This is a genomic window from Massilia sp. FBCC-B171, from assembly GCF_059134155.1.
The window spans coordinates 4,913,551-4,935,948 of sequence record NZ_CP101443.1 but is presented as its reverse complement, the minus strand read 5'-3'; the positions used below and the strand labels follow the sequence as shown (position 1 = coordinate 4,935,948).

General features: G+C 60.0%; 15 protein-coding genes. 8 read left to right on the top strand and 7 right to left on the bottom strand.

The window, feature by feature from the left end:
- Nucleotide 1: 1 nt before the first annotated feature.
- A complete protein-coding gene (locus NMB41_RS22385) occupies nt 2-1,945 on the bottom strand; it encodes a metallophosphoesterase family protein (protein ID WP_494382891.1) in 1,944 nt (647 codons plus the stop codon).
- Between the two features lie 259 nt (nt 1,946-2,204).
- Between NMB41_RS22385 and ychF the strand changes: the two genes are divergently transcribed.
- Together ychF and NMB41_RS22375 are read left to right on the top strand one after the other, a co-directional pair.
- Entirely contained in the window at nt 2,205-3,296 is a 1,092-nt protein-coding gene (gene ychF / locus NMB41_RS22380) for a redox-regulated ATPase YchF (protein ID WP_494379974.1), read from the top strand.
- Nucleotides 3,297-3,481: 185 nt separating this feature from the next.
- Nucleotides 3,482-3,586, top strand: a complete 105-nt coding sequence (locus tag NMB41_RS22375) for a hypothetical protein (protein ID WP_494382890.1) — start codon at nt 3,482-3,484, stop codon at nt 3,584-3,586.
- A gap of 539 nt (nt 3,587-4,125) precedes the next feature.
- Here the strand turns inward: NMB41_RS22375 and NMB41_RS22370 are convergent.
- Together NMB41_RS22370 and NMB41_RS22365 are read right to left on the bottom strand one after the other, a co-directional pair.
- The gene (locus tag NMB41_RS22370; RefSeq protein ID WP_494379973.1) at nt 4,126-4,869 is read right to left on the bottom strand and encodes an ABC transporter ATP-binding protein; all 744 of its coding nucleotides are present in this window, start codon (nt 4,867-4,869) and stop codon (nt 4,126-4,128) included.
- Nucleotides 4,870-4,877: 8 nt separating this feature from the next.
- Nucleotides 4,878-5,678: an ABC transporter permease gene (locus NMB41_RS22365; protein ID WP_494379972.1), complete on the bottom strand. Its 801-nt coding sequence runs from the start codon at nt 5,676-5,678 to the stop codon at nt 4,878-4,880.
- Nucleotides 5,679-6,262: 584 nt separating this feature from the next.
- Between NMB41_RS22365 and NMB41_RS22360 the strand changes: the two genes are divergently transcribed.
- Genes NMB41_RS22360 through NMB41_RS22350 form a run of 3 tightly spaced genes read left to right on the top strand, consistent with a single transcriptional unit; the run spans nt 6,263 to nt 11,557 of the window.
- Nucleotides 6,263-7,993, top strand: a complete 1,731-nt coding sequence (locus NMB41_RS22360) for an acyltransferase family protein (RefSeq protein WP_494379971.1) — start codon at nt 6,263-6,265, stop codon at nt 7,991-7,993.
- 41 nt (nt 7,994-8,034) lie between these two features.
- A complete protein-coding gene (locus NMB41_RS22355; protein ID WP_494379970.1) occupies nt 8,035-9,483 on the top strand; it encodes a class I SAM-dependent methyltransferase in 1,449 nt (482 codons plus the stop codon).
- Nucleotides 9,473-11,557 (top strand): glycosyltransferase, encoded by a 2,085-nt coding sequence (locus tag NMB41_RS22350; RefSeq protein WP_494379969.1) that lies wholly within the window; start codon nt 9,473-9,475, stop codon nt 11,555-11,557. The genes NMB41_RS22355 and NMB41_RS22350 overlap by 11 nt, the downstream gene beginning before the upstream one ends.
- A 709-nt stretch (nt 11,558-12,266) precedes the next feature.
- Here the strand turns inward: NMB41_RS22350 and NMB41_RS22345 are convergent.
- Nucleotides 12,267-12,770, bottom strand: coding sequence for a hypothetical protein (locus NMB41_RS22345; protein WP_494379968.1), 504 nt, complete (start codon nt 12,768-12,770; stop codon nt 12,267-12,269).
- Nucleotides 12,771-12,995: 225 nt separating this feature from the next.
- Between NMB41_RS22345 and NMB41_RS22340 the strand changes: the two genes are divergently transcribed.
- The gene (locus NMB41_RS22340; protein WP_494379967.1) at nt 12,996-14,981 is read left to right on the top strand and encodes a PhoX family protein; all 1,986 of its coding nucleotides are present in this window, start codon (nt 12,996-12,998) and stop codon (nt 14,979-14,981) included.
- A 56-nt stretch (nt 14,982-15,037) separates the two neighbouring features.
- Here the strand turns inward: NMB41_RS22340 and NMB41_RS22335 are convergent, their stop codons facing one another.
- Entirely contained in the window at nt 15,038-16,360 is a 1,323-nt protein-coding gene (locus tag NMB41_RS22335; protein ID WP_494382889.1) for an IS4 family transposase, read from the bottom strand.
- A gap of 205 nt (nt 16,361-16,565) precedes the next feature.
- Between NMB41_RS22335 and NMB41_RS22330 the strand changes: the two genes are divergently transcribed.
- Together NMB41_RS22330 and NMB41_RS22325 are read left to right on the top strand one after the other, a co-directional pair.
- Nucleotides 16,566-17,411, top strand: coding sequence for an MOSC domain-containing protein (locus NMB41_RS22330; RefSeq protein ID WP_494379966.1), 846 nt, complete (start codon nt 16,566-16,568; stop codon nt 17,409-17,411).
- Nucleotides 17,412-17,509: 98 nt separating this feature from the next.
- A complete protein-coding gene (locus NMB41_RS22325; RefSeq protein ID WP_494379965.1) occupies nt 17,510-18,631 on the top strand; it encodes a GGDEF domain-containing protein in 1,122 nt (373 codons plus the stop codon).
- Between the two features lie 440 nt (nt 18,632-19,071).
- Here the strand turns inward: NMB41_RS22325 and NMB41_RS22320 are convergent, their stop codons facing one another.
- Both NMB41_RS22320 and NMB41_RS22315 read right to left on the bottom strand, forming a co-directional pair.
- Nucleotides 19,072-20,262: an IS110 family RNA-guided transposase gene (locus NMB41_RS22320; protein ID WP_494378481.1), complete on the bottom strand. Its 1,191-nt coding sequence runs from the start codon at nt 20,260-20,262 to the stop codon at nt 19,072-19,074.
- Nucleotides 20,263-20,378: 116 nt separating this feature from the next.
- The gene (locus NMB41_RS22315) at nt 20,379-22,358 is read right to left on the bottom strand and encodes a monovalent cation:proton antiporter family protein (RefSeq protein WP_494379964.1); all 1,980 of its coding nucleotides are present in this window, start codon (nt 22,356-22,358) and stop codon (nt 20,379-20,381) included.
- Nucleotides 22,359-22,398 lie beyond the last annotated feature (40 nt).

Sequence of the window (22,398 nt, the reverse complement as noted above, 5' to 3'; positions counted from 1 at the left end):
ATCAGCGCTTGCGCAAGGACTGCGCGATAGCCGCCGCAGGGGATGCTCCCGGTTCCGGCGCCATGAAGCGGGTCGACGGCCGGCCATCGGCATTGTGCTGCACGATGCGCACTGGCCGCCCTTGGGCGTCAAGCCATACCTGGCCGATGCCGGCGCCGTTCCAGACGCGCTCACCGTGCTGGCGCGCGTCGGGCAGATAGGGCGTGAGGGCAAGATCGCGGCGCTGGGTGAACCAGTTCAGCGGCGAGCGCGGAGAATACAGCCAGCGATTGAGGCGGTCGAGCCAGTCGAGCAGGCGGCGCGGGAATTCGTTCTTGATGCCGCTGCTGGAAATCTGCCAGATGTGCGGCGTGCGGTCCGAGTCGCGCACTTCGACATCGTAGGCGAACGAGTAGTGCACATCGCCCGACAGGACCACGTAATTGCCCGGGGTGCGCGAATGGCGGAAGATATTGAGCATGCAGCTGGCCGCGCCACGATGCGCCATCCAGTTCTCGGCGTCGACCGTCAAGGCCAGGCCGGCGAAGGTGGCGATCCTTTGCACCACCTCGATCAGCTTGACCCCGAACATCGGCGTCGGCGAGACGATGACGGCGGCCGTTTCGTCCAGCAGCTCGTGCTGCAGCTCGGTCAGCGATTCCCAATCCATCAGGCCCGAGGGATGGCCGGGCCAGCGCCGGTTGCGCCAGCGCCGGGTGCGGGTATCGAGCACGATGATCGTGGGCGTGGTGCGTACGACGAAACCCCACTGGCGGAAAGACAGCAGGCGCTTGATCAGCGCGTCCTGCTTCGGTGCGTCCAGCCGGTCGTCAGGAGCAGCGGTGACGGCCAGCGCCGCCAACTCATCCAGCGCCGGCGCGAATACATCGGGGCAGTTGCCCCAGCCTTGGCACAGCATATACGCGATCAGCGCATTGCCCACGATGCGGCGCGAGAACGGGTGCTCGTAGACGGTGGTTTCCCATTTGGCCGACAGGTTCCAGTCATCGGTGATGTCATGGTCGTCGAAGATCATCAGGGTCTGTACGTGCGCCAGCAGCCGCGCAGCCTGCGGCAGTTCGCGGCAAAAGCCCGCCAGCACGCTTGACTCGCGCCGCCAGCGCTCCAGATGCCTGGGCTCCAGCGCGGGCGCCGGGGCATCGGCCACCAGCTGCCATGGCACGGGCGACCAGACCAGCAGGTACATGGCCATCACCTCGGCCAGGGTGACCAGGTGGTTGTGCGCATTGGCGGTGGTGAAAATCGGCTTTTCCGCGCCGCCGAAAAAGCGGTCGCGCAGCGCTTCGTTGGACCTGAACGCAGGCAGCAGCTCCTGGCGCCGGTAGTAACTGGCAGGATGGCCGTACAGCGCCTCGCTGTCGGCGACGACAGCGCCCTCCAGGCATTCGCCATACAGGCCCAGGCGCCGGATCAGCGCGTGGACCGCCGCCAGCATCGGACCTGCCACATCGTCGGCATACACCTGATCACCGCACAGCATGAGCATGGCGGGACGTTCCTCGGCCCGTTCGACGTGCTCGGCCACCAGGGCGTCGGCGCGCGCCAGGCCGTCAGGCGCCGGATGGTGCGGCTTACGGCACGAGCCATACAGGATATTGTCGCTGCGGCTGCGCAGCACCAGGTTCGGCCGCGTCGCCCCGGTATGCAGCAGGTGCGGCGCCCAATCCGCGATGCCGGCCTCCTTGCCATCGCCCTGCGTGAGGAGCAGATCGTATTCGATGATCGTGTCTTGCGGCAGCGGTTCTGGCAGCGCGACATCGATCAGGTGCACGCAGGCGTGGCGGCCGACGCGGATCACACGACAGCGGCCCGCGTCGAGCACCAGGCGCCGTGGCGCGCCGGCAGTGGGCGCCAGCACCAGGGTCAGCTCGAGCGGCGCGCTGCCGACCAGCCAGAGCACCAGGCGGCCTGGCTCCAGGCGGCGCAGGACAGGACCGGCAAGCACGGGCGGCAAGCCGTCGGGGGCAGGAGGCTGGATCAATCGGGTGCGCTATGCTTGTTTAATGAACAAATCAGTGTAGCAGACACGCCCGGACGGCCTGAGCACGCTAACTGCTCATCCGTGCTGGCCCGGTGTGGCGCCGTGTCCCCGCCGGTCGCGCGCATGCGCCTGTTTTTGCGGCATTCAAACCCGTCCCCGGTTACAATGTCGGGTTTCGGGGCCGCAGCAGCTGGCACCACCATCATCGAATGAAAGAATTCCCATGAGTCTCCAATGCGGCATCGTCGGCTTGCCGAACGTCGGCAAGTCCACCCTGTTCAATGCGCTGACCAAGGCCGGCATCCCTGCTGAGAACTACCCATTCTGCACGATCGAGCCGAACGTCGGCGTGGTCGAGGTGCCGGACCCGCGCATGCAGGCGCTGGCCGACATCGTCAAGCCGGAGCGCGTTGTGCCGGCAATCGTCGAATTCGTCGACATCGCGGGCCTGGTGGCCGGCGCGTCGAAGGGCGAGGGCCTGGGCAACCAGTTCCTGTCGCACATCCGCGAGACCGATGCCATCGTCAACGTGGTGCGCTGCTTCGAAGACGACAACGTGATCCACGTCGCTGGTAAAGTCAGCCCGATCGACGACATCGAAGTCATCCAGACCGAACTGGCCCTGGCCGACCTGACTGCTGTCGAAAAGGCGATCCACCGCGAGAACAAGAAGGCGCGTTCGGGCGACAAGGACGCGGCCAAGCTGGTGGCGATCTGCGAGCGCATCCTGCCGCACCTGAACGAAGGCCAGCCGGTGCGCACCATGGGCCTGGACGCCGACGAGATGCTCCTGATCCGTGACCTGCACCTGATCACCGCCAAGCCGGCGATGTTCGTCGCCAACGTGTCCGACACCGGTTTCACGAATAACCCGCTGCTGGACCAGCTGACCGAGTTCGCGAAGAAGCAGAACGCGCCAATCGTCGCGATTTCCGCCGCGATCGAAGCGGAAATCGCCGACCTGGACGACGCCGACAAGGCCGCCTTCCTGGGCGACATGGGCATGGAAGAGCCGGGCCTGGACCGCCTGGTCCGCGCCGCCTATAAACTGCTCGGCCTGCAGACCTATTTCACCGCGGGCGTCAAGGAAGTGCGCGCCTGGACCGTGAAGGTCGGCGCCACCGCCCCACAGGCGGCCGGCGTGATCCACACCGACTTCGAGCGCGGCTTTATCCGCGCGCAGACGATTTCGTATGACGACTACATCGCCCTCAAAGGCGAAGCCGGCGCCAAGGAAGCGGGCAAGATGCGCGCCGAGGGCAAGGAATACGTGGTCAAGGATGGGGATGTGTTGAACTTCTTGTTCAACGTCTAAGCATGAGGTCGGAATCCGCTGGATTCTGATGGACAACTAAAGCCCCGGTTTCCCTATAGAGCCGGGGCTTTTTCTATCCATCTCTGTCCGGCAGAGGTCGTTGCAATCCTACCAGCCTGTACTTGGAGGGGAAGCCGAATGGCGTGAAGGCCTGGGAAGATACGACGAAGGTGCGCCGCTTAGATATGTTGGCGCGAGTGGTCTTGCCGAAGATCGGAGCATTGCCTGTCAAGAGTATCGCGCCTGCACAAATCCTAGACGTGCTGAATAGTGCAGCCAAGCGTGAATGATACGGGTGTGATACCCATTTGTGGACCACTCTTGCTGGAAAGGCTTCCCTGAATTCCTAACAAATCAATCACTTGGACGGATCTAGGGATGAAATACTGGTGCCGCTGACCGGAATCGAACTGGTGACCTTCGCATTACGAATGAGAAGTTGATTGTATATCGGGACATTTATGGATCGAGGCAAGGTGCACAAGCAAGCACGCTTCGTGCAGCGGACGCATGGGCCGGCTGTATCAGCGATGGGCATGAGGCGGAGTATATCGGTCCTGCTCACGTCCGGTCCCAGCGGCCCGTACTCCGGCTTAAGCCTCGAATTCAAGAGCGCCGTCCGCACGACTACGGGGCAACGCAGCAAGCGTTTCACTATGCTGCGCACGTCTTTGCGCTTCATATCGTGCGAGATCGGCGCCTCCGGTATCACGACGGACTCGGCAATCATGGCTCGCTCGGCACCTCCGTTGGCGGTGCTAGCAGTCTGCGCGCCGCGTCGCCGGCGCGACATCGAGATCAAAGCCGCTGCGATACATGCGTTCCATGCTCAGTTCCCGAAATAGGCATCGGCAACCTCTTCAGCCGGCCCGTCCATACGGATTTTGCCATGCTCGAGCCAGATCGCCCGGTTGCACGTCTCCAGCACCAGTTCGCGCGAGTGGCTCGCAATGACCAGGATGTTGGTGGCCTGGACCAGTTCACGCATGCGCTCCTCGGCCTTGTGCTTGAAGCCCTGATCGCCCACTGAGAGCCACTCGTCCATCAGCAGGATCTCTGGCCGCAGCGTGGTCGACACCGCGAATGCCAGGCGCAGATGCATGCCGCTCGAGTAAGTGCGCAGCGGCATGTCAATGAAGTCACCCAGTTCGGAAAACGCGACAATCTCTTCCATGCGATCTTTCAGCTCCGCCTTGCCCATTCCCAGCAGGGCACCGCGCAGATAGATGTTTTCGCGGCCGGTTGCTTCCGGGTCGATACCGAGCGAGATGTCGATCAGCGAACCGATTTCACCCTCGATTCGGGCGCTGCCGTGCGATGGCATATATACGCCGCTGAGCAGGCGCAGCAGCGTGCTCTTGCCGGCGCCGTTGTGGCCCAGCAGGCCCACGCGGTCACCGTCGCGAAGCGTGAAGGACAGCCCTTCGAGCGCTCGCACGACCACGCGGCCAAGCGGGTCTGCCCCAATCTGCCCGCCAGTGGCGGCCGAGATCAGGCGCTTCTTGAGTGAGCGTCCACTCGCGTTGTAGATCGGAAAATCGACGGCAACGTCTTTGAATTCAATAGAAGCCATAAGTCACTTCACAGCCAGTAGGCGATACGGCGCCGGTAGCGGCCGAATACGAACAGCACCACGATCCATCCGACGACCACCAACGCACCTGCAACCACCCAGTTGGTGACACTCGGCGCCACGCCGAGCAGGGGAGCGCGGATAATTTCGAGCAAATGGTAGAACGGGTTGAGGTCAAGCAAATAGATGCCGGCATCCTTCGGCAGCAGCGCGGGCATCCACATGACCGGCGTCAGGTAGAAAATTACCTGCAGTACGCTGGCCACCATTTGTGGCAGGTCGCGATAGCGTGCGCAAACAATAGCGAGCAGCAGGGCGATCCAGCTGAGGTTGAGAATGCCGAGCGCAAGGCCCGGAATGCTCAGCAGTGCAATCCAGCCGAGCGGCTTGCCGAAAATAAGAAGCACGATCGGAAAAATCACCAGGTTATGCAAAAGGATGAGCAGATTACGCCAGATCATGCGCATGATGTGCACGAACATCGGAATCGGCAACTGCTTGATGATGTTGTCGGCGTTGATGAAGCCAGTTGCGCCTTCGGTGATGAGGGCCGAGATGAAGCTCCACAGGATCAAGCCAACGGTCAAGAACGGCAGAAACTCGTGCATTGGAGACTTGAAAATCTGCCCGAACACGATGCCGATGGTGCCAATCATGATACCCATGCTCAGCGTGATCCAGAACGGACCCAGTGCCGAGCGGCGGTAACGGGCGCGCACGTCCTGCCAGCCGAGCACCCCGACAAGCGAAATGCGCTTGGCTGCTGCAACGATATCCAGCAACGCGCTTCCAGTAGGACTGTTATTCATTGTTTGAATGCAACGACCATAGATCAAGGGGTGGCATTTTAACCTATGGATTAGGCACTTGGATGAATTTATGTCAGCGAGTGTCTCGTTCTAGTCCCGATCCTGAGAAAGCTTGCGCCACGCCTGGAGCGCACTGTCGCGCCAGGAGAGGACTTCGACCAGATCTGCCATCGCTTCGCGCTCTGCTCGCCCAAGCGCGCAACCGTCGCCTTTGCGAGCGGCAGACAATAGCGGCAATGCCACGCAGGCGCGACTCTGTCTGGCATGGGAAAAGGTCAACGATCAGGCGCAATCGGTGATCGTTAATGGGAGGACGGCGGCATGCCGTGGTCGAGTTCATCGAGCAGCAGCGTCCTGACATGTGGACCGATAATATTGCTGGGTCAATGTCTCACGGCTCGACTGGCGCGCCGCTCTGACCCGCGCGATGCCTGAACGCAGCAGCGATTTTGCCCACCGTGGCAGAGACGCATGCCGCAGCGCCAGCGGACCAAGACAGCGGGGATAACGCTTTGCGAAGAGGAAATTTCAATTATAATGAACGCTTTGAAAACGGACGGCCCTTAGTGGCGGAATGGTCTTAAATGCAAGTCGGAAATACGTATGATGGCCTCACCCGCTCCCTCCGGCTATGTATAGCAGTTTCACTCGCTGTGCTCGCGAGTTTTGCTTTTCTCATAACGTCGGCGCAACCCACTTTACACGTTGCGCTAATCGCGAAGACCGATCGCAATTCACTCTCTAACGGCAATGACATATCTGTGACGTTGCCTGTCAGTGTCGCCAATTCTGTTGTCGCGCACGGGTGGAATCGTACGGGTAATACATTTACAACATCCGCATCAACCGAAGAAAATTCTCCGACTCTGCGTTGGGACGGACTTGTCTTCTCGCTCGACTATTTGATGCTTACCGCCACGTCAAAGAGCGGAACGCTGGATGTTGTCATTAACGGTAAGCTTACCCATCTCGATCTTTATGACCCATTCGGCAAGACTTTCTCCATAAAGTTGGTGTCACTGGCGCCATGGTCGAGCTTTATAGGGTTTGCGAATGCCGCTGCGGCGGTCGCAATCTTCATTGTTGTAGCTGGCATCGCGCTACTGGCTTTGCAATGGGGCTTTCCCAGGCAAGCCGCGCGGGCGAGCAGCCACGGCGCTCAAGTTAATACACTTTATCTCTCGCGCCTCGATCATCTGCGCTTCATGGCGGCGGCTCTCGTCGTTCTCTATCACTTCTTTCACGACTTTATTGGCAGTGGATATCGCTCGGCCAATCCGCTAATCGCGACTGTCGCTGACGGCCATACTGGCGTTGCGTTGTTCATGGTTTTGAGTGGATTCATCTTCGCACATATCGGTCGTGGGAAAGAAATCAAGTACGGGCGATTTATTCTTGCACGTGTCATCCGCATATTTCCCCTCTATATTTTTGCGCTGTTCATCGCGTTTAGCACTAAGCGCTGGGACTTTAAGCCGCTAGACATCGTGTTGTTCGCATTACCGATAGCTAATTTCTACTCGGCCCTGGTACTGCCTTATTTCGGACAGCTCTGGACTATAGGCGTTGAATTTCAGTTCTACTCAATCTTTCCTTTTCTCAATAAATTTGCCAATACGCGTGGTCCGCGTTACCTATTGGGTCTGCTTGGCCTCTTCATTCTTATCAAGGGCTGCTATTTCAATTTGTACGGCGATGGCCGGGACTTCGGATACTGGACCATCCTCGGCCGGATGGATCAGTTTATCATTGGCATGCTTGGTGCAATTGTTTATAACAAGCGGCATCGCTATTTTGGTAGCGTTGTTTCTTTTCCGCTGGCCGCCGCTATGATGTTGGGGCTGATGACGGCATTCAATCTGAAATTGGGGGGGTACAGCGGCACGGCCGGATCGCCGATATGGATTATCTGGCCGGCACTCGAAGCGCTGGCGTGGATGTTGTTTGCTGTAACTTATCTATCGTGGAACGTGCGTATTCCGGCATCCTTAGAAGACACACTAGCCAAGTTTGGTGCAGCCAGCTTTTCGGTCTACGTAATGCAGTATGTAGCGCTCCCACAACTCCAGCGCTACATCGGCGTTGTTCCTTTTACCGACAACTGGACATTGAACGTGCTGATGACGGCAACCTTTATGGGGTTGCCAGCTGTCTTGCTCTTTTCCGGGCTGACGTACGTTTTAATTGAAAAACCGTTCTTCGCGTTCAAAGTCCGCTATGTGTCTGAAACGGATCGTGATTCGCCAAAGCAATCAGAGTCCGAAGAAATGAGAAAACTGGCTGGTCAAGAAGCCGCTGTGCAGACTGCCCGATAAGGCCGTTCAGCGCATTTGTTTAACTAATACAAAAGAGAATCATGGAGCGTTTAGAGTTCGGCGGCTCGTCCCGCTATGTCGCGATCGAGGCAGCGATTCACATCGCTCGCTATCTTACTGCGAAAGAACATTGCGCAGACCGCAAGGTTTTGGATATTGCTTGTGGCGAAGGATATGGATCCTGGCTCATGGCTGAATGGGGGGCGCAGTCTGTCCTAGGCGTCGATGTATCTTCGAACGCTGTAGCCTCGGCAAACGAGCGCTTTTCGAACGAACGCGTACGTTTTGCTGTGAGTCCGGGGGAGCAATTGACGCAATTAATTTCCGAGCAGAAATTTGATCTGATTATTTCATTGGAGACGATTGAACATGTTGACGACCCGCAACTGTTCCTGAAAAACATTCGTGATGCTGCAGCTCCGAATGCAACGATTATCATTTCTGCCCCGAACGACTACTGGTACTACGATCTCGGTGGCCAGAATGAATTCCATAAACGCCGATTCACATTTGAAGAGTTCCAAGTTCTCGCCGAGAGTGTGCTTGGTAAGGCTGATTCCTGGAATTTGGGTACGTTAGGCATTGGCTTTTCTGTCGCGGGGCATGGGGGTAAATTGCTGAGCGGCGACGCTACGACGCCACTCGATGCAATGCTTGAATTCCAGCCTATCGATTCAGCCGTTTATGTTCCATCACAGGTCGAGAGTGATGTCACTCCTGCAGAGGCGGCATTTTATGTCGGCGTCTGGGGTGCAGAAGCGAAAAATAAGACAATCTTCGCGGGATATCCGGTATCAATGAATCTGGGGCGCCAAATACTCTTCCCGCGGGATGGGGTTTGGGCCATCAAACCTGATCCAACGAGCCACGCGAGTGATGTTTCGCCCCAGCGATCTGTTGCCAAGGAAGAGGAGGCTCAGAAGCTCCAGGATGCGCACAGCCGGGAACTGGCGTTGATCGATGAAATCGAATCGCTGAATGCAGCTCTGCTTGCGAGTAAGGAACAACTCGAGCAAGCGAAATCACAAGAAGTGGTGACAAACAATAAGTTGACTGTTCTGACGGATTCCGTCGCCAATTACAGCGAGAAACTGCATTTCACAGAAAGGGAAGTCGAGCGCTTGGGAATGTCCCGCCGTGCCGCGCAAGCTGAAGTGGCGCTGGCTTGGAGGGCGATCTATCGACACGAGCACGCGGCTTCGGAAATGCACGCGAGGCTCGATGCTGTATGCGGCGAACACGAGCACGCAGCTTCGGAAATGCAAGCGAGGCTCGATGCTGTATGCGGCGAACACGAGCACGCAGCTTCGGAAATGCAAGCGAGGCTCGATGCTGTACGCGGCGAACTTGAGTTGGCACGGAAGCAACTCAGCCAAATGCCCTGGAAAGTCATTAAAATCTGGTGGTTAATTCGCAAGGCCATTCCCACCCCGATCCTTCACTTTGTCGGTACTGCACTCAGTTCTATCCGTCGACGCCATGCAAGATAACATCCACAACCTGGAAAGCGGTCTCGAAACGAGGCCCTACATCACCCATCGGTATCACGAGTTCTTGAATGCAGACTCCGGACGGAGAGAGGGGGCAAACATCGGACTAAATGGTGAGCATCTCACCATTACGTTCTTGTCGCTGAATCGCAGCAAGCTGTCCATCAAGCTCTGTCGTTCCATCGCTGATCAGATTCCAAACTTCAAGGGCGAAGTCCTCGTCATCGATAACGGATCGAGCGAAGAGGAACTCGACGCGCTTCGTCGCTACTTGGAGGGAATGCCATTCCGCTGGCGTATCGAGATGCTTGGGCAGAACTACGGCGTATCCGGCGGACGGAACAGGACGATGCCCCACGTTCGCACCGATTGGGTGATGAGCTTGGATAACGACGTCTATCTCATCAAGAATCCGCTTCCGGACGTCCAGAACGACCTGGCCATACTCGGCTGTCATTTTATGACAATGGCCGTGCTCAACGAAGATGCCACCACCAATTTCATTCGAGGCGGGCATCTTTATCTTTCGTTTGACATGAATGAGTTCATCATCGGTGGCGGTACAGCCCATCGTCAGAACTACACTGGCCAGGACGGTCCAGGTTATCTAGGCACTTTCATGTCGGGATGCGCATCAGTGTTCCGAAAGGACACGTTTTTGGCGCAAGGAGGTTTCGATGAGGGGATGTTTGTTGGATTCGAAGACTTTGAATTTTCAGTACGCTTATTCCGCGCTGGGTTAAAGGTCGGAGCCAGCGATGTCAGAGCTTTAGTGCACGATCACCCGAAACCGGACAGCACCGACGACATCGATTACGAGCGAGCTCGATTTGCTCGTGCTCGGCTCGAAGCTGCCGCTACCCACTTTGAGAAGAAACACGGGTACAGGGTGTGGACGGAAGGTGTAGACACCTGGGTGGGCCAACGAGAGCGAGAGCTTGGATTGGACGTTCACAAAGGTCGCCAGAATAACACCGTTTCCACTGAGTCAGGTCCGCGTCGACCGCGTGTCGCCTTGATCGTGGATTCCGATAGTTGGGCTCTGGCGAACATCGCCCGTGAGATCATCAAGCACGTTTCGGATGAATTCGAGTTCGACCTCTTGACATCTCGTGATGTGGAGCAGCCGATGTTGCTGCTTGAAATGACCAAGGACTACGACTTGGTCCACTATCTTTGGCGCGAGCCTCTGTCGTGCATTTCTGAACCGTGGCAGCGCAATAGAATAGATCAGCTCTATGGCAGCTGGAACGATTTTGTGTCTCAGGTCATTTCGCCACGTCCGATCACATTCAGTGTTTTCGACCATTTGTTCTTGACCGAATCCGAGATTGCCCATCGTCTCCCGCTCTTTACGCAACTTTCGAAGGGGTACACCGTCAGTTCGCGCATATTGCAGCGCATCTATCAAGACATCCAGGGCTATCCTGATCCGGATATGGAAACACCCGATGGAGTCGATCTGACGAAATTCAAGCCGGCTTCTACGGCGCGTTTCATTGGGAACGAGCATCGGCCCCTGCGCGTTGGCTGGGCTGGTAACAGTGCGTGGAATGCGCATACTGAAGAAGGCCGTCTTCGAGATCCAAAGGGTTTCCACACTATCCTGCGGCCAGCACTGGATCTGCTGAAAGCGCGGGGCGTCGTCGTCGAAGAATACTTTGCAGATCGCGAAATCCGTCAGATATCGCACGCTAGGATGCCGGAGTACTACAACTCACTAGATATTCTAATCTGCTGTTCCGAAGGCGAGGGAACGCCCAATCCAGTGCTCGAGGCGATGGCCTGCGGTGTGCCAGTCATTAGTACCAACGTCGGCATTGTGTCCGAGGCATTCGGTCCGCAACAAAAGCACTTCATTCTCAAGGAGCGCAATCCCGTCCTTCTGGCTGACGCCATTGAGGAACTGGTGAAAAAGCGGCACTTGTTACATGTGCTTTCACAAGAGAACCAGCAATGGATTAAACGTTGGGACTGGAGCATTCGCACCGATGCTTACCGGCGTCTATTCCGACATCACATCAAGGCCAGTCGACCTGTCGCCATACCTTCCGAGCACGGTCACGCTGCGTAAATTACTCAGGAGGGGGTAAGTAGGCCACCAACATGGCGCGCTGCTGGTTTAGATAAAAGCGTTGAACGGTTGGATTGGAGTAAGTGAGCATGTGGGCCATCGCTGCCGCGAATGTTTCGTGGTATGCGTCTTGAGGTGGCCATTCAATTCAGCAAGCTGTGCGTGCTCTCTTTCTTGTCCTTCCAATGTAATAGAAACGTACCGGGCATGTGGCGCGCACACTGCGCGCGCGACAAGTACAGGTCTGCGCTTTTGATCAGAAAACCGATACAGAACCGGGTACGATCTTACGATATGGCCTGGAAGCGAGGCGGATTTCAGACCGAACTTCCTGTTCAAGGTCTGATTCGGCACCCGAATTCCAGCAGATTCCGGCAACCGAAGAATGCCTTGCATCTTATGGTGCAAGGCATTTTTTTTGCAGGCTGCCTGCTGACGCGCCACACCAGCACCTCAGCAGTTATCTAAACGTAAACTCGCATCGGCGTATTAATTCGCCATCATCTTTGACAGTAGGCAGGAGCTCCGCGTTCAAGCGCACGGCGACATTCAAATAAGTGCGCGCCTTCTCCCATTCACCCTGTGTGCACAGGATATTGATTGCGTTCAGCATGACGAGGCTGGCGAATCTTGCATCCGCTGGCCTGAGTTCAATGGCCCGGCTGATGCTGGCGTACGCATCGTCTGTATTCCCTTGCTGCAATCGTGCCTAGGCCAGTGCATTCCAGGCTTGGGCATCGTTGGGTGTTAGCGCGTTGGCATCGCCGAAGCTCGGTGCCCCCTCGGCGTAGTAGCGGGCCTCCGCATATTGGAAGCCTTGTGCCTTGTAGTCGAATTGGGCGCCACCTGCGCTGGTCTCCGGCGGTTCAGCTGCGCTGTCGTGGATGTGGCGGGCGTTGTTCTTGACGTCGAGCGCGTCGTCTCCTGTTGTGAAGCTGGCATCGATCAAGGCTTCCGCCTCGCGCATCGCACCGGGTTCGGACGAGGTCAGCAGAGCTATGTTCTTCTGCAGGAAATCCGCTTTCGCTGCTTCCCTGGCGCGCTGCATGTCGCTCTGCTTGTAGAACAGGTCGGTGTCCTTCTGATGCAACTCCCGTTTCTTGTCCGTCGACTGGTCCGCATCGCGCTGTTCGGTGGCGAAGTACGCACACACCCCGGTAATGCAGGCAACGATGACGGTGGTCTTAGTGAGCAGGTCCAATACTTTGGACAAGGGGGCAGCGGAGGAGGTGTCAGGGGCACTGGCCATGGTAAGGATGGGTGGAATCGATGGGGAGGCGATTCACCAATACCTCTGTGATATTGCCACACAGAAAAAATCGACGATGCGCAATTTGTATCGTACCAGGCTGTCATCAAGACGACATATGGCCCAGCTATTCTGCGCCTCCATGAACGCGGCAACCGCCGTGGCTGATCTTCACTGGAGAGACGACGCATGAACCCGATGCCCCCTGAACTGTCCCGCCGCCGCCTGTTACGCATGCTGGGCGCCGCCCCGATGCTGCCCCTGGGTAGCGTCGCCGCCGCGTCGCTGCTGAGCGCCTGCGGTGGCGGCAGCGACAAGGACTCATCAAGCGCGGTGGCCCCGGTCGCACCGGTCGCCACCCTGAGTTCCGTCAGTTTCAGCTCGATGGCCGCGCCCAACCTGGCCAATGCCGCGGCGATGGCGACCAACACGGTCGGCTCGACCATGACGGTGAACTTCAGCGACAGCAGCAAACTCGATTTCAAGCTGGCCTATCAAGCTTTCTTCATCACTGGCGACATGGTCCCGAACGGCAGCGGCGGCACGGTCCTGGCCGGCGGCTATTTCGATATCCGCAACCAGCCGATTGTCGACGCCACCGTGCCGGGCAAGGAGCGCCAGTTCTTTTCGGATGCGCCGGACGGCACCTCGCTGTTGACGGTCCCGATTGCGAGCGTGCCGGGCGTGAAGGGCAAACCGGTGTTCGCTGTGGTGCAGTTCGAGTACACGACCTTTGCCCAGGACGGCAAGACCGGGATGTACGGCCGCCTGCCGTCGCCGATCGGCGTGCTGACCCTGGACCAGGACCAGGCGACCGGCAAACTCACCCTCGTGAAATACCACAACGTCGATACCTCGGGCGTGGAAGGCCTGTGGATTACCTGCGGCGCCAGCCTGTCGCCCTGGGGCACCCATTTGTCGAGCGAGGAATACGAGCCGAACGCCTTCACGGCCGCCAGCGACGCCCAGTTCAAAGCCTTCAGCAAGAATTTGTATGGCAGCGAGACTGCGGCCAATCCTTATAACTACGGTCACATGCCGGAAGTGATGGTCAACCCGGACGGCACCGCCTCGATTAAAAAGCACTACTGCATGGGCCGCATCTCGCACGAACTGGTGCAGGTGATGCCGGACGAGCGCACGGTGCTGATGGGCGACGACGCCACCAACAGCGGCTACTTTGTGTTCGTCGCCGACAAGGCGAAGGATCTGTCGAGCGGCACCCTGTACGTGGCCAAGGTGGGCGCCGGCTTCTCGCTCGACCCGGCTGCGGCCGCCGCGCCGCTCAGCTGGATCAAGCTCGGTTCGGCCACCAGCGCCGAGATCCGCGCACTGGCCGCTTCGGTAAAGCCCCTCGACATCATGGACGTGAGGACAAGCGACCCGCTCGACCCTAGCTTCACGAAGGTCGCGGCGAACGGCGCCATCGAGTGGATCAAGCTCAAACCCGGCATGGAAAAGGCCGCCGCCTTCCTCGAAACGCACCGCTACGCGTCGCTGGTCGGCGCCTCGATGGGCTTTACCAAGATGGAAGGCACGACCGTCAACGCGAAGGACAAGATCGCCTACTCGGCGCTGCAGAACTGCCAGAGCTCGATGGTGGCGGGGAATGCGCTGAATGTGGCGGGCAATGGCGTCTCGATCCCGAAGGCCCTGAATGCCGGCGCCGTGATGGCCCTGAAACTGGCGGGCGGCCAGAAGGACCTGGGCGGCGTGGCGATCAACAGCGAATGGATGCCGGTCGACCTGAAGGCGCTCATTACCGGCGAAGACATCGCCGCCGACGCCCTCGGCAACACGGCCAATCCGGAGCGCATCGGTAATCCCGACAACCTGAAATTCTCGGAGAAGATGCGCACCCTCTTCATCGGCGAAGACAGCGGCCAGCACGTGAACAACTTCCTGTGGGCGTACAACGTCGACACGAAAGTGCTGTCGCGGCTGATGTCGATTCCGGCGGGCGGCGAGTCGACCGGGCTGCATGCGGTCGACGAGCTCAATGGCTGGACCTACATCATGAGCAATTTCCAGCACGCGGGGGACTGGGGTTCGATCCACAACGTGGTCAAGCCGACGCTCGATCCGCTGGTGCGGGCGAATTACAAGGACAAGTTCGGGGCGGCGGTGGGGTATTTGACGGGGGAGTTGAGCCAGACGAAGTTGGCCAAGGCGTAATGGTGCGTCGTCATTGAGGGTGTGCCGCGTGGGCTCGAGAGCCAGTGTTTTAAAGGTCAGCTAACGAACCCAGCCTTGAGGACACGCGCTGTCGATACATGGCGGCGCTTTTCAGCGGCCGTCACGGTGGATTTGCCCTTCGGTTTTTTGGGGCTCCATGGGTTCTTGCGCAGCGACTTGATTCTGGCGTTCGCTGCGATTTCCAGTAGGAGGCGGCTTAGCTGCGGGGCGTCGATGGCGTCATAGGGCGTCCATGCGGCGGCGGTGGTCACCATCATCATGCCGGGGTAAGTGCTCTTCACTTCAAAGGAGACATAAAACGCTGACAGCGCAATGCCACTCTTATATAAATCATGCGCTGCCGAGACCGCGGCGTGCAGCATGGAGAGAACGTTATAGGCCATGATCGCCACGCCGAAAGCCAGTAAGGCTGCGCGGGGATGGCCAAGCGTTTTGACTTCACTGTGCAAAATGGATTCAAGACGCTGGAACATCGACTCGATTTTCCAGCGCTGCCGATAGAGACGCGCTATTGCACCTGCCGTCTGTTCTTCCTTGGGTAAATTCGTCAGGATCCGGATGATCTTCTCGCCACTGCCGGTCGCCCCATCCAAGTGCAGTTCAATGCGCCGTAGCGTTAGCGTACGTCCTGCTTCGTCTACGAACTCGACCGCTTGCTCGTACACGGCTCCTGTTTCAATCTGCTCTTGATAAGACGTCTCTCCGAGCGCAGTCGGATTGGGCGTGCTGCCGTGCTCACGCACGATGAAATTGCAACCGCGGCGATCCCATTCACCCAGGATAGGTCGGGTGCTGAAAGCGCGGTCCGCGATCCATAACTCGCCAGGCTCTGCTCGCTCCAGCAATGACGACATCACGGCCCGCTCCTGCGTATAAGCGTCTTCGCACGGCTCAATATCGATCACCATTTCCAGGTCGGGATCGTAGACCACCAAGGAGTGGCCCGGCAGAGATGCACCACCAAAGCCACGCAATGGCTTGAGCCGCTTATCGGTCGCTGGCAAATGACTGCCATCGACGATCCGCAGGCGGTAGCCCGGCACCATGGGCGGCTTGTCCTTGATTATCGGCGCCAGCACGTTGCCAAGACGGGCCGCGCTTTCAGTGACCAATGCGCGGACCAGGTGCGGGTCGGTATGGTTGACCTTGTCGTAGAGTGCTTGTATCGACACCGGCAACCCTGGGCATTCCTTGGCCGCAGCATGCAACGAGGCCCGCACTCCAAGCGCCACCAACGACATCAGTTCTACTGTTGTGGAGAACAACAGCTCTCTTTCATGCTGTGTCCCACGCTTGCGCTTGAATAAGTCATTGAGCCAGGCCGGCTCCAACGCATGTTGCAGCGCCAGTCGTGCCATCACGGTCACTGGGCTGCCCTTGGCGCAATGCTCTATTAACTCGTTCATCAACATGGCACATTCCTCCCGTACCCCTTGGATGCCATCGACCGATAATAGTGCCACGCTATTGCAGCTGCGCTACAGAAACTGACCTTTAAAACACTGGCTCGAGAGCCCACCCTACGAGCTCACGCGGGCCGATTGGTGCGATACTGTCGCCCCTATGCCCACGCTCTCCCACCTCATCCTCTATCCCATCAAATCCTGCGCCGCGATGCCGGTCGAGGAGGCGATGGCCACTGTCTCCGGCCTGTCCGCCCACGGCGTGCACGACCGCGAATGGATGCTGGTCACGAACGAGGGCCAGTTCCTGACCCAGCGCGAATTTCCGCACATGGCGACCATCGTGCCGCGCGTCGCCGGCGATACGCTGCTCGTCACTGCGCCCGCGATGCCGCCGCTGCGCCTGCCGCTGGCGGCACAGGCGGACACGCACACGATGCGCGTGCAGATCTGGGACGACCTGGTCGAGGCCATCGACTGCGGCGACGCGGCCGCAGCCTGGTTCGGGCAGGCGCTCGGCACGGCTTGCCGCCTGGTGCGTTGCCCGCCCGATGCGGCGCGCCCGACCAGCGAAAAGTGGACCGGCGGCGCGGCGTCAAGCGCCCGCTTTGCCGACGCCTATCCGCTGCTCTTGATCGGGCAAGCCTCGCTCGACGAGATCAACGAACGCATGCTTGCCGCCGGGCGCGACGCGCTGCCGATGGACCGCTTTCGCCCGAACCTGGTGGTCGATGGCCTGGAAGCCTTCGACGAGGATTACACCGCGTCCTTCACGGCCGGCGACATCGTCATCCAACCCGTGAAACCCTGCGCGCGCTGCCCGATTCCGGCCATCGACCAGGCCACCGGGATTCCGGGGCCGGATCCGCTCGACATCCTGCAATCCTGGCGCGCCAGGGCGATCCTGGACGGCGCGGTGTGCGTCGGCATGAATTGCATCGTGGCGGGCGGGGCAGGGGGCATCCTGCGCGTGGGGCAGCCGCTGGCGCTCAGCCTGTCGTTTTAAGGCCGCGCTGCAGGGGCCGGGAATGAAAAAATCGGCAATCCCGTTTTCAAGCGTGTAAAGATCACGTAATGTAACGGGTATTGCTAAAAGGAATTCCCATGCACCAGCCGGATGCGCTATCGCCTGACCTGCGCGGCCTCACTGCCGAGAACGAAGCCCTGCGCGCGCGGATCGGCTATGTGATGGAACAGGCGCAGCGCAACCACGAGATCATGTGCCGCCACCAGGCCTTCGACCTCGAGATCGTCGGCGCCTCGAATTTTCCGGAACTGGTCGGCACGATCTTCCGCCTGCTGCCCGTCATTTCCGATCTCGACAGCGTGACCCTGTCGCTGGTCGACACCGACGCCGACATCTACACCGTCATGCACAAGCTGGGCGTGGACTTCGAAACGCTGCCCGACCTGCTGTTCTGCGAGCACGCGGTGGAACTCGGTTTCGATGCCGGCGAGTGCCCGCGCCCGCGCCTGGGACCGTATTCGCGCGCCGAACACGGCGCCGTGTTCCCGCATCCGCCCGAGGGCCTGGGCAGCGTGGCGCAAGTGCCGCTGCTGCGCAATAAACGCCTGATCGGCAGCCTGAACCTGGGCAGCCACGACCCGCAGCGCTTTACGCCGGCGCATGGCACCGATTTCATCGAGCACATGGCCTCGATCATCGCGATCTGCCTGGAAAACGTGATCAGCAACGAGATGCTGAAGTACATCGGCCTGACCGATCCGCTGACGGGCATCTACAACCGCCGCTACATCGACCGCCGCCTGGTCGAAGAGATCGCCCGCGCGCGGCGCCAGGGCTACCAGATTTCCTTCATGTTCATCGACGTCGACCACTTCAAGCAGGTCAACGACAAGGTGGGACACCAGGCCGGCGACGACGTGCTGCGCGAAATCGCGGCGCGCATCAAGATGGAATTGCGCGTGTCCGATGCACTGGCGCGTTTCGGCGGCGAAGAGTTCGTGGTGCTCTTGATTGATGCCGACCTGGCCTCGGCCGCCATAGTCGCCGACCGCATCCGCGCCGGCGTGGCCGACAAGCCGTTCGACCTCGCGGGCGGGCAGTACCTGAACGTCTCGGTCTCGATCGGCGTCGCCGCGCTCGACGATTACGCGCGCGACCATGCGATCGAGGGCGTGGCGCAGCAGCTGGTGGCGTCGGCAGATGGGGCGCTGTATCAGGCGAAGGAAGCGGGGCGTAATCGCGTCGTCACGGCGGCGTGAAATAAAATTTCACTGTAGGCGGTTCGATGAAATTTAATTTCACTGAGAGTGGCGAGTAGACACGTAGGGTGGGCGGCTCTGCCGCCCACGCGTTCAAGCGGCAGATGCAGGCCGCACGGCTATTCTTGCGATGGTTGAACGCGTGGGCGGGAGACCCGCCCACCCTTCTATGAAGACTGTCAAGGAGCGTGTGCGATCTTGCCTCTCCTGGTAGCTATCTGGTTGATGCTGCTGTCGTAAAGCTCTTGGTCATCTGTCCGTGAGACATTGGCGTCTCACCACCTTCTATCCGTTGGGCTGTTTGTCCAACTGAATCCTGCATGCGCGTTGCGCTCAGGTGACCTCGTTAAGGCAAGCCCCATCTACTAGCGTCGGCTGTTGGTTGACAGCCAGGGTGGGCCACGGGCTTGCAAGCTTCACACTGCAAAACTTCCTGCTCGTCATACTGCCGCTTCGATTATCTTGCCAGTCCTTGGTTTGAGCTCAGCGCCGTCGGGCATCACGCCGTCCTTCAGGTAACGCCAGAGGGCAATGGCCAATCGTCGGGCCACAGCCACGATGCAGACCCGCCGGCCACGCTTGCCCGCCGAAGGGGCGTCGGTGCCGCTGTTGGTTCGTCGCTTGAACCACTGGGCCAGCGCACTGTCGGGCTGGTGGCGCAGCCACATCCAGGCCATCTCGACGAGCAAGGCGCGCACCCGGCGATTGCCCTGCTTGCTGATGCCCTGGTCGACCCGGCGTTGCCCGCTGTCGTACGGTTGAGGTACCAGTCCCACGCAACTGCCGACCTGGCGGGCATTGTCGAACTGGCGCCAGAACAGTTCGAGGACCAGGCGCTGCGCGCCGACCGGGCCGACACCGCGCAGCTTCTGCAGCGTGGCGGCCGAGGACGCCGCAGCGGGGGGTAACAGCCGGGGCAACTGGGCTTCCAGTTCGTGAAATTGCTGGGTCACCAGCGCCAGCCGATCGCATTCCCTCATCAGGCGCTGTCGCAGGCACTGCGGCAGCGCAACGCCGTCATGGCAGATGATTTCGTTGCGTCCGAGCTGTTCGGCAAACTTCGGTCCGACTTCCATCCAGCAGCCGACGGTACGCAGCAACTTCGTGATGCGGTCCCGGTGCTGCGTGATTTCCTTTTGCAACTGGCCGCGGTCGCGTACGAGGTGACGCGTCGCTTCGTCCTCAGCCGCCGGCACCGATACTGCCCGCAGCCGGTCACGCTCGCCGCGCAGCCAGCCGCGCAGGCACGACAGCAGGCGCAACGCGTCGAGTCGGTCGGTCTTGGCGCGCCGGGCGTGGCGTTCCACGGGAATGCTCGCTGGATCGGCGACCACGACTTCGTATCCATGTTTCTGCAAGGCCCGGCAAATCCAGAACCCGTCCTGGCCTGCCTCATACAACACCACGACGCGACAGTCTGGGGGCAAGCCCCATTTCCCTCGTTCTGCTTCGATTAGCCCAATCAATTCGGCTAACCGGTTAGAGGCGCTTGCCTGCTTCGTGTTGTGCACTGAGGGCCGCTCGTGCGCATCGTCCTGCAACGCCACTTTCCAGTTCTTGCACGCAAGTTCGAGCGAGGCTGTCAGCGTCTGGTGGGTGAGCGTAATATCCTGAGTGTGAGCCGGTTGCATGTCGTTCTCCTAAATCTGCGTTTCGAACTCTCAGGTTAGGACTCGATCTGCAAATCGGCTCACTTTTTTTTCATCATAGGATCTACGTCCCTCCGATTAGCGTTAAGTAACGCCCATCACAACAACCGCCCCTCGGCCCGCGTCACCGCGTCCCCCGACCCGCGCAGAACCACCACATCCCCCGCCAGCAGCACCGTCTCCGGCACCGGCTCGATCCGCACCCGCGCGCGCCGGATGCCGCTGACCTCGGCCTGCAATTCCTCCAGCCCGAGTTCGTCGATGCGCCGTCCGACCGCCTGCGCTTCCTCGCCCAGCACCACCGAGTGCAGCCGCACATACATGTGCTCGGGATCGTCGATCAAATCGCTGGCCCCATGAAAATAGCCGCGCAGCGAAGCGTAGCGTTCGTCGCGCGCGCTTTGCACGCGGTGCACGACGCGGCGCAGCGGCACGCCGACCACGACCAGCGCGTGCGAGGCGAGCATCAGGCTGCTCTCGAGCGCTTCCGGCACCACTTCGGTGGCGCCGGCCTGGCGCAGCAGTTCCAGGTCGCTGTCGTCGTGGCTGCGCACGATCACCGGCAGCGAAGGCGCCAGCTCGTGCACCAGGTGCAGCACTTTCAAGGCCGCGCGCGTGTCGGCAAAGGTAATGACCAGGGCACTTGCCCGGTTGATGCCGGCCGCGATCAACGATTCGCGCCGCCCGGCGTCGCCATACGAGACGCTCGAGCCGGCCGCCTGCGCTTCCTGGACCCGCTCCGGATCCAAGTCGAGCGCATACCAGGGCAGCTTTTCGTCACTCAGCAAAGTCGCCACGCTCTGGCCGCTGCGCCCGAAGCCCGCAATGATCACGTGCTTTTGCGCGGCCATCGTGCGGCTCGCCAGCTGCGTCAGCTGGAGCGACTGCATCATCCATTCGTTGGCGGCGATCTTCATCACGATCTGGTCCGATTTCGCAATCACGAAGGGCGCAACCAGCATCGACAGCACCATCGAGGCCAGGACCAGCTGCATCAGGAAGGGGTCGATCAGTTTCGAGCCCGAGGCCATGTTCAGCAGCACGAAGCCGAATTCGCCGGCCTGCGCCAGCGCGAGACCCGTGCGCATCGCCACGCCGTCGGAGGAGCCGAATATCTTGGCCAGCAGCGCGATCAGCGCGAATTTCAGCAGCACCGGCACCGCCAGCAGGAGCAGCACCAGCCACCAGTGCTGCAGCACCAGCTGCACGTTCAGCAGCATGCCGATCGTGATGAAAAACAGGCCAAGCAGCACGTCGCGGAAGGGCTTGATGTCTTCTTCGACCTGGTGCTTGAACTGGGTTTCGGAGATCAGCATGCCGGCGACGAAGGCGCCGAGCGCCAGCGACAGCCCGGCGCGCTCGGTGATCCAGGCCGCGCCCAAGGTGACGAGCAGCAGGTTCAGCATGAACAGCTCTTGCGAGCGGCGCTTGGCGACCAGGGTGAACCAGCTGCGCATGAGCTTTTGGCCGAAGAACAGCAGCAGGGCCAGCACCGCCGCGGCTTTTACGCCGGCCCAGGCCAGGGTTTTGACGAGGTTCTCGGGGTCTTTCGCCAGGGCGGGAATCAGGATCAGGAGCGGCACCACGGCCAGGTCCTGGAACAGCAGGATGCCGATGATGCGCCGTCCATGTTCGCTTTCCATTTCCAGCCGCTCGGTCAGCAGTTTCACGACGATGGCGGTCGACGACATGGCCAGCGCGCCGCCCAGCGCAAAGGCGGCCTGCCAGCTGATGCGCAGCTGCGGCGCCCACATCGCGATCGCCAGGCCCCCCAGCATGGTGGCGACGATGGTCAGCACCACTTGCGCCAGCCCGAGGCCGAACACGATGCGCCGCATCGAACGCAGCTGGGCCAGCGAGAATTCGAGGCCGATCGAGAACATCAGGAAGACGACGCCGAATTCGGCCAGCGCGTGGGTCGAGCCGGTTTCGGCCGCCAGGCCCAGCGCGTGCGGGCCGATCAGGACGCCCACGGCCAGGTAGCCCAGCATCGGCGGCAGGTGCAGGCTGCGGAAAACGACCACGCCGAGGACGGCGCTGCCGAGCAGCAGAAGGGTCAGTTCAAGGCCAGATGCCATGCGTAGGAGTAACCAAAGGTAAATTCTGCGAACCGAGCGT